General features: G+C 70.0%; 12 protein-coding genes and 2 pseudogenes. 5 read left to right on the top strand and 9 right to left on the bottom strand.

The window, feature by feature from the left end; genetic code table 11:
* Nucleotides 1-200 precede the first annotated feature (200 nt).
* The 4 genes from ALI22I_RS03435 to ALI22I_RS03415 all read right to left on the bottom strand — a co-directional run bounded on the left by ALI22I_RS03435 (nucleotide 201) and on the right by ALI22I_RS03415 (nucleotide 3849).
* Nucleotides 201-941: an ankyrin repeat domain-containing protein gene (locus tag ALI22I_RS03435; protein ID WP_077004086.1), complete on the bottom strand. Its 741-nt coding sequence runs from the start codon at nucleotides 939-941 to the stop codon at nucleotides 201-203.
* Nucleotides 942-960: 19 nt separating this feature from the next.
* Nucleotides 961-1707 carry an ISAs1 family transposase gene (locus ALI22I_RS03430; protein WP_202970641.1) on the bottom strand — a complete coding sequence of 249 codons (747 nt, stop codon included), beginning with the start codon at nucleotides 1705-1707 and terminating at the stop codon, nucleotides 961-963.
* Between the two features lie 268 nt (nucleotides 1708-1975).
* Nucleotides 1976-2920 carry a hypothetical protein gene (locus tag ALI22I_RS03425; protein WP_143531936.1) on the bottom strand — a complete coding sequence of 315 codons (945 nt, stop codon included), beginning with the start codon at nucleotides 2918-2920 and terminating at the stop codon, nucleotides 1976-1978.
* 587 nt (nucleotides 2921-3507) lie between these two features.
* The gene (locus ALI22I_RS03415; RefSeq protein WP_143531935.1) at nucleotides 3508-3849 is read right to left on the bottom strand and encodes a hypothetical protein; all 342 of its coding nucleotides are present in this window, start codon (nucleotides 3847-3849) and stop codon (nucleotides 3508-3510) included.
* A 52-nt stretch (nucleotides 3850-3901) separates the two neighbouring features.
* Between ALI22I_RS03415 and ALI22I_RS48550 the strand changes: the two genes are divergently transcribed.
* Complete coding sequence (locus tag ALI22I_RS48550; RefSeq protein ID WP_179118079.1) at nucleotides 3902-4045, top strand: hypothetical protein; 144 nt, start codon at nucleotides 3902-3904, stop codon at nucleotides 4043-4045.
* 217 nt (nucleotides 4046-4262) lie between these two features.
* Complete coding sequence (locus ALI22I_RS03410) at nucleotides 4263-5990, top strand: S8 family serine peptidase (RefSeq protein WP_238598063.1); 1728 nt, start codon at nucleotides 4263-4265, stop codon at nucleotides 5988-5990.
* A 71-nt stretch (nucleotides 5991-6061) separates the two neighbouring features.
* Here ALI22I_RS03410 and ALI22I_RS03405 read toward each other — a convergent pair whose 3' ends face one another.
* Nucleotides 6062-8947: an ATP-binding protein gene (locus tag ALI22I_RS03405; RefSeq protein WP_143531934.1), complete on the bottom strand. Its 2886-nt coding sequence runs from the start codon at nucleotides 8945-8947 to the stop codon at nucleotides 6062-6064.
* 78 nt (nucleotides 8948-9025) lie between these two features.
* On the bottom strand, nucleotides 9026-9496 hold the full coding sequence (locus ALI22I_RS55010) for an enolase C-terminal domain-like protein (protein WP_338013460.1): 471 nt from the start codon (nucleotides 9494-9496) through the stop codon (nucleotides 9026-9028).
* A 126-nt stretch (nucleotides 9497-9622) separates the two neighbouring features.
* Here ALI22I_RS55010 and ALI22I_RS03395 point away from each other — a divergent pair.
* Nucleotides 9623-9835, top strand: a pseudogene (locus ALI22I_RS03395) (2Fe-2S iron-sulfur cluster-binding protein); the annotation flags it as partial.
* Between the two features lie 254 nt (nucleotides 9836-10089).
* On the opposite strand, the gene ALI22I_RS52935 reads toward ALI22I_RS03395, so the two are convergent.
* The 3 genes and pseudogenes from ALI22I_RS52935 to ALI22I_RS03385 all read right to left on the bottom strand — a co-directional run bounded on the left by ALI22I_RS52935 (nucleotide 10090) and on the right by ALI22I_RS03385 (nucleotide 11377).
* A complete protein-coding gene (locus tag ALI22I_RS52935) occupies nucleotides 10090-10308 on the bottom strand; it encodes a hypothetical protein (RefSeq protein ID WP_238598060.1) in 219 nt (72 codons plus the stop codon).
* A gap of 65 nt (nucleotides 10309-10373) precedes the next feature.
* Nucleotides 10374-10742: pseudogene (locus ALI22I_RS52930) on the bottom strand (hypothetical protein); the annotation flags it as partial.
* 167 nt (nucleotides 10743-10909) lie between these two features.
* Entirely contained in the window at nucleotides 10910-11377 is a 468-nt protein-coding gene (locus ALI22I_RS03385) for a winged helix-turn-helix transcriptional regulator (protein WP_077004081.1), read from the bottom strand.
* Between the two features lie 145 nt (nucleotides 11378-11522).
* Here ALI22I_RS03385 and ALI22I_RS03380 point away from each other — a divergent pair, with 145 nt between their 5' ends.
* Together ALI22I_RS03380 and ALI22I_RS03375 are read left to right on the top strand one after the other, a co-directional pair.
* Nucleotides 11523-11981 (top strand): PaaI family thioesterase, encoded by a 459-nt coding sequence (locus ALI22I_RS03380; RefSeq protein ID WP_238598059.1) that lies wholly within the window; start codon nucleotides 11523-11525, stop codon nucleotides 11979-11981.
* Between the two features lie 206 nt (nucleotides 11982-12187).
* Nucleotides 12188-13381: a thiolase family protein gene (locus tag ALI22I_RS03375; protein ID WP_077004079.1), complete on the top strand. Its 1194-nt coding sequence runs from the start codon at nucleotides 12188-12190 to the stop codon at nucleotides 13379-13381.
* Nucleotides 13382-13471 lie beyond the last annotated feature (90 nt).

Raw genomic sequence — 13471 nt, 5'->3', positions numbered from 1 at the left:
TGACTGGCGCGTGACCTCGTGTGCCGAATACGGGCCAAAGTTGCCCTAAGAACAAGGTCGTTTTGCTGTTTGTGCTGGTAGATGCCTTGCCAGCACGGTGATCGCACCGCCCTCCCGAGGCGGTGCTGTCCCACCTGTCCCGCCGTGCCTTCTGACCAGCGGTTCCAGGGCGGGACAGCCCCGGGGCCCCGGCAAAGTCGTTAGGCGGTGAAGCCCAGGCCGCGCAGAAGGTCGAGCAGCTCTAGGTCGTTCTTGACGACGGCGAGCGGCGTCTGGTTCTTGTTGTTCTTCGCGTTGGGGTCCGCCCCAGCGTCGAGAAGGACCTGGATGCAGGCAGCACCCAGGTCCAGGGCCAGCGCGAGGTCGACGTTGCGCACCAGGTGGAACATGGCGGTCTCGCCGTTGACGTCCGTGGCGCCCACGTCGGCACCGTTCTCCACCAGTGCGGCGATGACGGAAGGCCGGAGGGCGCTCTCGTCGCCGAACTCCGTCACGGCCCACATGAGCGCAGTACGGTCCGCGTCGTCACGGTCGTTAATGCGCGCCCCCGCCCGGACCAGTGGTGCGACGCTCGCGGAGGTGTCGGACTGTCGGTGGAACCCAGGGTCGACCATCCACATTAGCGGCCGCTTCTTGTTGCGATCGCCGAGGTTGGGATCTGCGCCGTTGTCGAGCAGCAGCCGGATCGACTCCCCGCCCCGACCGCTCGCGGCGCAGATCAAGGCGGTCTCCCCCTGGGCGGCTTGCAGGTCGACGGATGCACCCGCTCCCAGCAGCACCTCCATGATCTGGATGAAGCTGCGCATCGACGCCGACATCAGGGCGGTCCGGCCCCCGGGCGCCCGTGCGTCGACGTCCGCGCCGGCCTCCAGCGCGGCTTTCACGCCCTTGAGGTCGAAGCCCTCAGCGGCTGCCAGCAGTTCCTCGTTGTGAGCAGACATGGGCGCCTCCTTCGCCGAGTCATGACCTGCGGCAAGCGTGACAGATCCGCGGGGTCTTGGCGTCCGGGACGGCCCGCCAGGGCAGGCCGGCGAGTTGGGCGTGCAGGGTGGGCTGGTTGCCCTTGACGGTCAGGATCCAGTGCGCGCCGCGTTCGGCGAGGTAGTCGACGTGCTCACGCTGGCAGTGCAGCGCGTCGGCGGTGATCACCGTGTCGCGCAGGTCGCCGATCTGGTCCAGCAGGGGTGCGAAGCGGGTGATCTCGTTCGTCTTGCCGTCGACGTCAGTGCCGGCCAGGACCACGCCGGTGACCTGGTCGCAGGCGGCCATTGTGTACTCGGCCGCGGTGTCAAGAGTCCGTGAGCCGCGTAACGCCTTGCCGTCGACCGCGACCGCCCGCCGGGATGCCGGGGCGGCCGTGACGCGACTGGCCAGCCAGGTGCCGACGGCTGTGGTGAGCAGGTCAGGATCCATGACCTGCAGCAGCCGGCGGATCATCGCTTCGGACGGGCGGCGGTCCGGGGCGATGCCCAACGCGAGCGCCGTTGTCGCCGGCACATCGGCGACCCACTCGGCGATTGCGGTGTACGAACGGTAGCCGGACACCACGGCGCACACTGCGGCGGTGACGACCACGCTCAGCTGGTGCCGGACGCCACGGCGGGCGCGAGGATCCGGCAGACCGGCCAGCACGGCGGTGGTCTCCGCGATGGTCAGAACCGGTGCGTCGAACAGCGACGAGATCAGTGATGATGGCAGAGCGGGCATGACTCACTCCGGATAGATCAGCATGGCGTAGGAACCTTGATGATCTTCTGAACCGGTCATGCCCGTCTTGTTGCCGCTAACCGCGGCGCTTCTACGCCGAACCATCCAAGCCGGACACCGTCACGACTTTGCCGGGGCCCTGCCCGAGGCGGGTGCTGCCATCGGGAGCAGACTGGGGATCAGTCGTCAGGGGATTCGGAGGTCGGGTCGTCGGGTCCGGGTTTGACCTTCAGAAGGCGATGCCAAGTACCCTCGCGACCTTCGATAGCTACGTGGTCGATTGAGTGCTGCCATCCGATGGGCCACGACGAGAAGTTGAACGACGATCTGGACGGATTGTAGCGGAACGTCGCTCCGCCGAACGAAGCTTCCTTGGTGAACGTCGCTTCGTCGAACCAGGCGTTCCCGGTGAAAGTCGCTTTGCCGGAACCAGACGTCCCCGATGAAGGTGGCCAGATGGAACGTCGCGTTGCGTAGCAGGCAGCCGATCATGTCCCAGTTTGATGAGGACTGCGGAAGTAAGTTCGAGATCGATGTCTGCCCAGAAGGTTGCCGGGGAGTGCTCGGCATCGTCGCCGGGATTCAGGTGGCTGATGAGGATGCGTTGGGCGGTTAGCCGGACCTCACGTTCCTGGACTCGTTCCCGGTGCTCGTCGCGGGCGGTTCGGTCGGTATTGGCGTCGGGCGGGTCGCCGGGGAGGTCGAAGGGTGCGCGGAGGTAGGCGCAGAGCACGTTGACCACAGTCTGGCGCAGGGAGGGATTGTCGGGATGGTCCTGCGCGAGGCGCTCCAGGGCGTAGAGGCCGCCGTGTCGGACCGGGGTCTTGTCCGACCCGAGCTGCTCCACCGCCTTCGCGTACAGGTCGGTGATTCGGCGGGCTTCGGCGTCGCGTTCGGTCGTGGCCGCGACGCGTTCGGCGTGCAGACGGTTGTGCTCGGCGGTCTGGCGTTGCAATTTGTAGGCGCGGGCGACGTCGGCCTGGTCGCGTTCCTTCTGCACCAGCCCGATCTCGGTAGCGTGCTGGCGTCGCCACGCCAGGTACAGCGCGAAGACGCCGCCCCCGCCGACCCCGATGCTCAACCCGGTGCGCAGCGCGTCGAACCGCGCCGTCACCAACGCCGCCCCCGACAGGCCCGCGGTGCCCGCCCACCACAACACCACCACCAGGCCGATCGTGGCCGTGGCAATCAGAGCCGCCACGGTCGCGATCACCCTGCGCGGCATAGGCTCCAGCGGCGTACGTGACGTGGATGGCGTCGGTAGCGGCACGGGAGCGGGGCGGTCCTCGGGCATGTCCGAATCATCGCCGCCGGACACAACCCCCGCGAGTGCGCCAGCGAGACCAGGCGGCTTGCTGCGGACGGGGTCCGGTAGGTGTCTGTGCCGAGTGTGTGCCGAAGTGGCTGTACCGAGAGCTGTAAACGCTGGTCAGACGTGGTTCGGGCGGGATTCTGTAAATCCGTCGCAAAGCTACAGAGGTTCGAATCCTCTACCCGCCACATCAGCAAAAGCCCCTGTGACCAGCGAGAACCGGTCACAGGGGCTTTCTCGTGTTGTCCGGCCACGTGCGGCTCAGAACGGCCGTCTACGGGGGTTCACGTCCAGGGCGCGTCCAAGTTCGGCAAACCTCCTAGAGCGTCCTGGACGCGCTGTCGAGCGGTCTGCTCGCCACCATCCAGGCACTTCGCATAGACCCGCAGCAGAACGGCCACGCTGTGCCCAGCCCACTCGGCTACCCGAGTCGCCTCTACGCCCGCGTTGAGCCACGTTGACACACGCGTGACGCGAGTAGAGGTAGGTCACCGCGCTGACCAGGAAAAGACGCCCAGGGCGTAGCGGCTCCACGGAGGGATGCCCGGGATCGGCTGGAGCAGGTACACCACGATCGGTCCGGCAAGGCCGAAGACACTGCCGAGCTCCTTGAGTAGTGCGCCGGTGACGGTTCGCGCGTACCCGCCCTGGTACCGGGCGTTGCGCGCGTCGTGCCAGCTCAGTTCCACAGCGCGGGCGTACACCTCGATCGGGTCCGCTTCCGGGTGGTGCCTGGCCAGGATCCGGCGCACCAACTCCAGTTCCGGGCCGGTCGAGGACGTAGAGGGTTGCTCCTCGATTTCTGCGGCATTCGCGGATGGTGCGGGCATCGCGAGATCCCTTCATGCCTTATGCGTCGTAGACGGGAGGCGAAGTCGGTAGGTGCCCCACCAAGGCATCGCCAACGCACGACCACCGCGCACGCTGCCACCAGCCGTCACCGATCAACCAGCGGCCACCCACCTCGACATCCGCCGACGACAGCGACTGGGCGGCACCATCAACGAGTACCACCACGCCGCCTGACCTGCACGGACGACATTCGGCAAGCACAACTCCTCGGTCCGGCATCTCGCCCCGGAAAGAGCCGATAAATACGTATACGCAAGAACTCCTGCACCGATTGCCCGCTTCGCGTTCGCTGTCGACGCTTGGTCCGTCGACCTGAAGTCCCGAGTCGTTCCCTGCCAACGCTGAAGGAGTCTGGTTACGCATGTCCGCTTCACACCCAAGAGGCAAGCGAATGACCGGTCTGTGTGCCGGCGTCGCCTCGATCATGGCGCTGAGCGTCGTCGGCGTCGCGCAGGCGGCCGAGGGCCAGATCCTGGGCGCAGGCGCCCGAGGTGCCGTCGACGGCAGTTACATCGTGGTCCTGGACGGTGTGCCGTCGATGGCTGCGAGCGCCCAGGCCGCGGTCTCGGCGCAGGCTACCGACCTGGCCGGCGAGTACGGTGGCGAGGTCTCGCACGTCTACTCCGCCGCGTTACGCGGCTTCTCGGTGCGGATGAGCGAGCGGCAGGCCAAGCGGCTCGCGGCCGACCCCGCGGTGAGCTTCGTGGAGCAGAACGGGATCGCGCACGCGACCGAGACGTGGGGCCTGGACCGCGTTGACCAGCGGGACCTGCCGCTGGACGACGCCTTCGGCGCGCCGAACGACGGCTCCGGCGTCACGGCCTACGTCCTCGACACCGGCATGGACTTCCGCCACCCCGACCTGGAGGGCCGGGCGCACAGCGGTTACGACTTCATCGACAACGACAGCGACGCGAGCGACTGCCACGGTCACGGCACCCACGTCGGCGGCACGATCGGCAGCAAGACCTACGGCGTCGCCAAGAACGTCGACCTGGTCGCGGTCCGGGTGCTGGACTGCAACTCGAGCGGACCGTGGGACAAGATCATCGCGGGCATCGACTGGGTGACCGACAACGCACCGCAAGCCGCCGTGGGCAACATGAGCCTCGGCGGCAGCCGGGCCACCGCCGTGGACCAGGCCGTGACCAACTCGGTCAAGGCCGGCGTCGCGTGGGCCATCGCGGCCGGCAACAACGGGCAGAACGCCTGCAACTTCAGCCCGGCCGCCGCTGAGGGCGTGCTCACGGTCGCCGCGACGGACAGCGGAGATCGCCGCAGTGTGTGGAGCAGCTCATCGTCGTCCAACTACGGCAGCTGCGTCGAGCTGTTCGCGCCGGGCAGCAGCATCACCTCCACAACCAAGGGCGGCGGCACCGCCGCGTGGAACGGCACGTCGATGGCCACCCCGCACGTGGCCGGCGCTCTGGCGCTGGTGACGAGCGCCAACCCGGGCATCTCGGTGGCCGACGCCAACGCCCGGGTCCTCGACACGGCGACCACCAACAAGGTCTCCGACCCGAAGGACTCGCCGAACCGGCTGCTGTACGTCAAGGACCTCGGTGCCCGTGACCCCGGTGCGCCGACGGCCTCCTTCACCGCGAACTGCTCGTCGACGACCCCCTCCTGCACGTTCGACGCGTCGGCGTCTTCGGACCCCGACGGCACGATCTCCTCGTACGCCTGGGACTTCGGCGACGGCAAGACCGGCAGTGGCATCAAGCCGTCGCACGCCTACAGCCCGGCGGGCGCCTACACGGTGAAGCTCACGGTCACCGACAACAGCGGCAAGACCGCCACCACGTCGCGCAGGGCCGCCGCCGGCCCGCAGCCGCCGACGGCGTCGTTCACCGTGTTCTGCCAGCAGACCGTCTGCTCCTTCGACGGCACCGCGTCCAGCGACCCCGACAGCGACATCGCCTCGCACACGTGGAACTTCGGTGACGGGCAGACCGGCAGCGGGGTCAAGATCAGTCACACCTACCCGAGCCGGACTGCTGCCTACACCCCTGAGCTCACCGTAACCGACCGTGCCGGCAATAGGAACACCACCGTCGGCAAGCGGATCCAGTGCAACACCTACGGCACCTTGACGTTCTGCCAACCGCTGTACTACTGACAGCACATCGCACAGGTGTCGAGCGGCGCTCCCGGACGGCTCCGGGAGCGCCGCTCGCTCCCGAGGGGAGCTCAGCCGAGGCGGTCGGCGCGCAAGTGGGCGCGCGAGTTGATCCCCAGCTTGCGGAACAGCCGAGCCACGTGCTGCTCGACCGTCCGGGACGACAGGAACAGCTCCTCGGCGATCTCGCGGTTGGTCTGCCCGGCTGCGACCATGCGTGCGATCTCGGCCTCGCGGGGGGAGAGGTCGTTGCCGTACCCCCGGCGGCCCCGCCGAGCCGGTTTCGCCCGGTCGAGCGTGTGCAGGGTGCGGCGGCAGCGGGCGGCGTCCTTCGACGCGCCGAGCCCGTCGAAGGTCTGCACCAGGTCTGTGAGCAGCTCGGCGGCCTTCTCCGGATCGGACGGTGCCAAGACCGTCGCCTCGCGTTCGCCGGCGATGGCGGCGAAGTACGGCGCGGGCATCGCCTCGTAACGCGCCACGGCCTCTCTGAAATGCTCGATGGCGGCAGAGGGTTCGCCTCGGGCCTCGGCCAGTGCGCCCCGGCACTGCGCGAGCGCGGCGAGGACGGCGGGCGCGTCGCGGTCGGCGATGCCTTCGGTGACCTCGTCCACCAGGCGTTCGGCTTCCGCGATCCGGCCAGCGGCCGCATAGGCGACGACGGCGACCGGGGCCAGCAAGCCGACCCAGGGCCAGCCTCCCGTCCGCCGCACGGCGGCCAGCCCTCGATCGACCTCCGTCGCCGCGTCGACTACCGCTTTCCGTCGCAGCAGGATCGAGGCGATGCCCGCGGTCCCGCTGATCGCCACCGGAGCGATGGCGTCGCGCGGGTCGTGCGCGCCGGTCCTCCCGAAGTGCTCACCCGCCACCGCCCAGTCCCCACGCGCCGCGGCGAGCCAGCCGAGCACCAGCTCCAGCTCGCCGGTCATGGCGGTCACGTCGCGGTACTCCTCGATCAACCCGCTCGCCCGCTCGGCCAGACCGTCCCACCGGCCGGTGATCCAGTCCAGCCGCGCCTCGGTGGTGCGGCCGGTGCTGATCACGAACGGCGCGCCGCTCTCTGTCGCGAGCCGCAGCCCGTCACGCAGGAAACGGGCCCCCAGGTCGAGGTGGCCGAGCCACACGCAGGCGTCGGCGACGTTGCACCGCAGCCGCGCCAGGTGCTGCTGCCCGCCGAGGGTGTCCGCGCGCTCGGGCACCTCGTCCAGCCCCGTGAGGTACCCGCGGTGCAAGCGGAACCCCAACTCGTTGGCCAGCAGGGAGACGCGCAACTCGCCCGTCGCTGTCGCCAAGTGGGTCGCAGCACGCCGTCGCCACCTCTCCAGGTCCTCCGGCGCAGCCGTGCCGAGATACGGCATGGAGAGCACGGCGGCGGCGCGGGCGACGAGGTGGGGCCTGTCCGCGAACTCGTCGATCGCGCGTTCGAGCTCCGCCCGCCCCTCCCGGATGCGGCCGATCTGGCGGACCAGCAGCAAGGCGCGGTACAGGCGCACCTCGCCGCGCACCGATGCCGTCGGCCGCGGGTCGGCCAGCAGGCGCTCCAGCGTCTCCGTCGGGTCGCGCTGGTCCAGCCCGGTGTTAGCGATGCGCCCGAGCTTGATCGCCAGCCGGTCGACCGCGTCGGCGGGCAAGACCGGCACGGCGAGCAACCGCTGCAACAACGTGGTCGCGGTGGTCGCGTCACCGGAGTCGATGGCCCGGTCCGCCGCCGCCTCCCCGTAGGTCAACCAGTCCGCCGTCCGGCCCGCCCGCTCGCTGTGCCCGGCCAACTGGACCAGCGGCCTCGGTTCGACGTGCTCCAGCGCGTCGACGGCACGGTCGTGCAGGCCGGCGCGCTCCGGGGCGCTGATCGTGTCGTACACCGCCTGACGGGCCAGCATGTGCCGGAACCCGTACCTCAACCCGTCCACCTCGTGCAGGACGTGCCCGTCCACGGCGTGTGCGAGCGCCGACCTCACCCGGTCCTCCGAAACGCCGCCCACCTCGGCGAGCAGTTCGGCGGGCGCGGGCGTGCCGAGCACCGCGGCCGCCTCGACCAGGCGGACCGTGCCGGCGGGCAGGGTGGCCAGGCGATCGGCCATCGCATCGCGCAGCAGCACGGGGACCCTCAGGGCGTCGAGCAGCCGTTCGGCCCGCGCGCCGCCCGCGTGCACCGCTCCCGCCGTGTCACGAAGGGCGCTCAACATCTCCTCGACGACGAACGGGATGCCCGCGGTCCGCTCGTGCAGCCGTGCCGCGAACTCGACCGAAACCCCCTCCGCGCCGAGGATCGCCTTGGTCAACCCGCGCACACCGTCGACGTCCAGCGGCTCGATCTCCAGCACCGCGACCAGGCCGCCGGCGGCGGACCGGAACTCCGCGCCCAGCGGGCTGCCGCCGGGCAGGTCCTCCCGCCGGTAGGTGAGGACCATGCTGAGGTTGGCCGGCGGACCACCCGCCAGGAAGCGCAGCAGTTGACGCGTGCCGTCATCGGCCCAGTGCAGGTCTTCGACCACGAGCAGCACCGGGCCGAGCGTGCCGAGGAGTTCCCGCACCGCCCGGAACAGCCGGTGCCGCTCGGCCCGCGGGTCACCGATCGGCGGCAACGGGGCGGGCAGCTCGGCGGCGATCTCCGGCAGCAGTGGAGCCAGCGCGCCGATCAACGGGTTCAAGTCCCACCGCCGAGCCAGTCTCGGCCCCGCGTCCCGCAGCGCCTCCAACAGCGCACCGTAGGAGAACGGCTCGCCGACCTGCCGGCAGTAACCGACCAGCGGCAGCACGGCACCCAGGTCCCCGGCGAGCAGCTCGGACACCAACCTGCTCTTGCCCACCCCCGCCTCGCCTTCGAGCAGGGCGACCGCCGGGTGGTGCGCGGCAACCTCCCGCAGCGCGGCCAAGTGCTCGCCGCGCCCGATGAGGATGGGTGAGCTGGTCCGGAACCAACCACCGCGGCCCGTCCCCGAACCGCCATCCCGTCGCATCACCACACCTCCGAGGCGCACCGACCGACGTCACCGGGTGCCGAGCTTAAACGAGCGCCGGCACGGTGACGCTCCGGTCTACGGGCCGGGCTGGGGCGTTTGGGGTCGGACTGCCGGCTTGGGACCAGTCGGCGCATGGCGGTGGCGTCGTCCCTGGCACCGAGTCCGTGTTCCAGGTACAGCTCGTGTGCGGCGGCGAGGGCGTCCCGGTCGAGTTCGACGCCGAGGCCGGGCGTGGTCGGGACGCTGATGCCGCCGTCGCGGATCTGCAGCGGCGTCCGGGTCAGCGCCTGCCTCGTCCTGCCGGATCCAGTGGGTGTCCAGGGCGGTGATCGGTCCCGGTGCGGCCGCGCCGACGTGGGTGAACATCGCCAGTGAGATGTCGAAGTGGTTGTTGGAGTGCGAGCCCCGGGTGAGGCCGAAGTCGGCGCACAGCCGGGCGACGCGGACCGAGCCGCGCATGGTCCAGAAGTACGGGTCGGCCAGGGGGATGTCGACCGCAGCGGTGCGGACGGCGTGCGCCGGCTGGCGCCAGTCGGTGGCGACCATGTAAGGACATCTGACCACCTCGGGGAGCGTTGTGACTTCACCGACCCCAGAAGCCTCGCTGTTACCTATCGGTCACCTTCCGCGACACGCCGGCTGTTCCAAGATCCCCGACAGAGTCAAGCTGAGGACATGTCCATTCTTGAGGCCGTCGGGAATGCCGGTGTGTCGGTGATGACGTCGTGCGAGGAAGGAATCTGCGGGACCTGCGAGACGACCGTGTTGTCCGGGGAGATCGACCACCGCGACTCGGTCCTGAACGACCAGGAGCGCGCCGCAGGCAGCACCATGATGATCTGCGTCTCCCGAGCCCAAGGCGACCGTCTGGTCCTCGACCTCTGATCCACTGTGGAACCATTCCGGATGCTGCGTCAGCCGCCCCGGTCCGATCGTTGCAGACCGCTACGCCAGGGCGTCAGGCCCCTCGGGTGGCTGTCGCCACAGGAGGGCAGGAACGGGCGTGAGCTCGGTCCCCGTGGACTGATCCGCCGTGTCGAGCAGGCACTGATCGACGCACTGGACACCCTCGGCTTCCCGGCGGTCCGCCGCGAAACACAGCCGCGGTCGGAGAGCCCGGTGGGCGTGTGGACCCCCGATCATCGCAACTCGCCCCAATCGGCATGCGCATCAGCCAGAGGCGGCGCAGACAACACGCCTGGACTTGACACAGAGTCCATCTGGAACACGCCCACGGTGGCTGCGGCGCAGAGCATGTCGTAGACGGCGGGGTCGACGAGGTCGAGGCGGGCCGGGTCGACGTGCACGCCCTCGTGTTCGGCGACCAGGTCGCGGGCGTAGCGAATCGCCGAGAGCATCCGAGGCCGAGCAGGTCGAACTTGACCAGCCCGGCGGTGGCGCAGTCGTCCTTGTCCCACTGCAGTACCGTCCTGCCGGGCATCCGGGCACGCTCTACGGGCACGACCTCGGCCACGGGCCGGTCGCAGATGACCATGCCGTCGGAGTGGATGCCCAGGTGCCGCAGCGCGCCCCTCCAGCTCGGCGGCCAGCAGCAGCACGTCACGCGGGATCGGCCCGACCTGCCCGCCGCCTGTCGGCGATGACCGGTCGTGCCCGCGGTCGGCGGCGCGCCGCCGGTCCCCTCCGCGCGGCCGGCGGTGTTGCCGGCGGCGGCGGCGCGCACGGTGCCCCAGCCGTCGACCCGCTTGCTCCGGGCGTCCTGACTGCCCGGCGGGTGGCCCAGGGCGTGCGCCGCGTCGCGGATCGCCGACTGCGGTTCCTGCGGGCCCACGCCGCGACAGTATGAGCATGCCGTTCGCCAGGTGTGGATCGGGGCCCTGCTGGGCGATCCTTGAGCGGAACTGTTGACCTTCCTGCACGGTATCGGGTGACGACTCGTCCGCGTCGTGCGGTCCCAGGCGCTCCGTGTGGTGAGCGTGCGGTCTCGGCGCGTGGAGGTCACGCCTGGGGTCGGGCCGCCGGACCGGGCCGGGCGGTGACCTCGGAAGGCGGCAGGGCCACGTGACCGGCGGTGCACTCGACCACGACGCGCACCGGGGCTCCGCACTCGTCATGGCGGATGTCCATGACCGGCCCCTCCGGCTCGCCGGCGTACGTCTCGCCCCATTGTCTCAACGCCGTCACCACGGGCCACAGGTCCCAACCCTTGCGGGTCAGGCGGTATTCGTTGCGGGAGCGGCTGCCCGGTTCCCGGTACGGGACGGTCCGCATGATGCCCGCCGCGGTCAACTTCCGGAGCCGGTCACTGAGCACCGCCTCCGACAGGCCGATGTGGCGGCGGAAGTCGTCGAAGCGACGAACGCCGTTGACGGCGTCACGCAGGATCAACAGCGTCCACTTCTCCCCCACCACGTCGAGTGTGCGCTGGACCGGGCAGTTCTCCATGCTCATCTCAAGCCACTCCACCCCTCGATCCTACGTCTGACTCCGCATTTGACAGCCAGCTAGGCTGAGGCTAGCTTCACCAAACGAAGCCAGACGGAGGGGCACCGACCCAATGGGACACACACGCACGTACGAGTGGGGGGATCCAGCCGTCACGGCAGCCGCCGTGGGGCGCACTTCCGGCCTGGACTTCCTGCACGACATGCTCGCGGGTCACCTACCCGCGCCGCCCGTCCTGTCCGCCTTGGACCTCGTCCTCGAAGAAGCGGAAGAGGGGCGCGTGGTGTTCTCACTGGTACCCGGCGAGGAGCACTACAACCCCATCGGCAGCGTGCACGGCGGCGTCTACGCCACCCTGCTCGACTCGGCGACCGGCTGCGCCGTCCAGTCGACGCTGCCGCCGGGCGTCGGATACACCTCGCTCGACCTCAACGTCAAGTTCCTGCGGCGCATCACGGTCGACACGGGCAAGATCCGCGCCATCGGAACGATCATCAGCAGCGGCCGACAGACCGCACTCGCGCAGGCCCGGTTGGTCGACGGCACGGACCGCCTGCTCGCCCACGCCACCAGCAGCTGCATGCTGTTCCCGCTGCCGCCGGCGGACTCTGACGCCCAGGCCTGACGCCCCGTCACTTCACGTGCCGTGCCTGCCCGACCTCGCCACAGGACAGGCAGGACGAAGCCGAGCCCATCCGGCCGCGCCGCCACCGCGGCCGGCTCGCCGACCCCGGCCGTCGTGATCACATGCCCGGCGTCGATCACCACGAACTCAGTCGCGGAATGCACGTACCCGGTAGCGATACCGGTGAATCGAGGAGGTAACGGGTCATGCGAGACGCGGTCATCGTCGATGCGGTGCGCACACCAATCGGCAAGGGCAAGCCGGGCGGTGCGCTGTCGGGCGTGCACCCGGTCGACCTGCACGCCCACGCCATCAGGTCGCTCGTCGAGCGAACCGGAATCGATCCGTCCCTTGTGGACGACGTGATCAGCGGCGCGGTCGGGCAGATCGGCGAACAGAGCTCCAACACCGCGCGCTGGGCGGCCCTCGCGGCCGGGCTTCCGGAATCGGTGCCAGGCGTGACCGTCGACCGGCAGTGCGGCAGCAGCCAGCAGGCCATCCACTTCGCCGCCCAGGGCGTCATCGCCGGAGCCTACGACGTGGTGATCGCCTCGGGGGTCGAGTCGATGAGCCGGGTGCCGATCGGCAGCCAGACGGCCGGCAAGGACTTCCTCGGCCCCGGCGTCGCGACCCGCTACCCCGAAGGGCTCGTACCGCAGGGCATCAGCGCCGAACTCATCGCGCGGCGCTGGAACCTCTCGCGTGCCCAGTTGGACACCTTCGCCGCGGAAAGCCACCGTCGCGCCGCGACGGCGTGGGAGGAGGGGCGGTTCACCGGCGAGGTCGCCCCGGTGAAGGCCACGGCCGCCGACGGTGTGCCGGTCCACGTCGGCCGCGACGAGTCGCTCCGGTCTGCGACGTCGGTCGACGTCCTGGCCAGCCTGAAGCCCGCCTTCCGGTCCGACACCTGGGAGCAGCGGTTCCCGCAACTGGACTGGAAGGTCACCGCGGGCAACTCCTCCCCCGTCAACGACGGGGCCGCCGCGTTGCTGATCACCAGCAGCGAGACCGCGGCACGGCTGGGCCTGCGGCCCCGCGCCCGCCTGCACAGCTTCGCCGTCGCCGGCGACGACCCCCTGTACATGCTGACCGGCATCATGCCCGCGACCCGGAAAGTCCTCGACCGGGCCGGACTGGCCCTCGCGGACATCGACGCGTTCGAGGTGAACGAGGCGTTCGCCGCCGTGGTGCTGGCATGGCAGGCCGAGACCGGCGCGGACCTCGCCAAGGTCAACGTCCACGGCGGCGCCACCGCGATCGGCCACCCGCTCGGCGCGAGCGGAGCACGCCTCATGACAACCCTGCTGTCCGTCCTCGAACAGCACGGCGGCCGGTTCGGCTTGCAGACCATGTGCGAGGCCGGCGGACTGGCCAACGCCACGATCATCGAGCGCCTCTGACCGCCACCCCGCAACAAGCAGAAAAGAACGAGTACCGGGACAAGCGGGCAGCCGGGACACCCCGGAGTCATCGGGAAGCCCCGGCGGCGG

Origin of the sequence: Saccharothrix sp. ALI-22-I (assembly GCF_001984175.1) — a bacterium.
Taxonomy (GTDB): domain Bacteria; phylum Actinomycetota; class Actinomycetes; order Mycobacteriales; family Pseudonocardiaceae; genus Actinosynnema.
The sequence above is the reverse complement of the archived record's forward strand: the minus strand, read 5'-3'. Positions and strand labels throughout refer to the sequence as shown.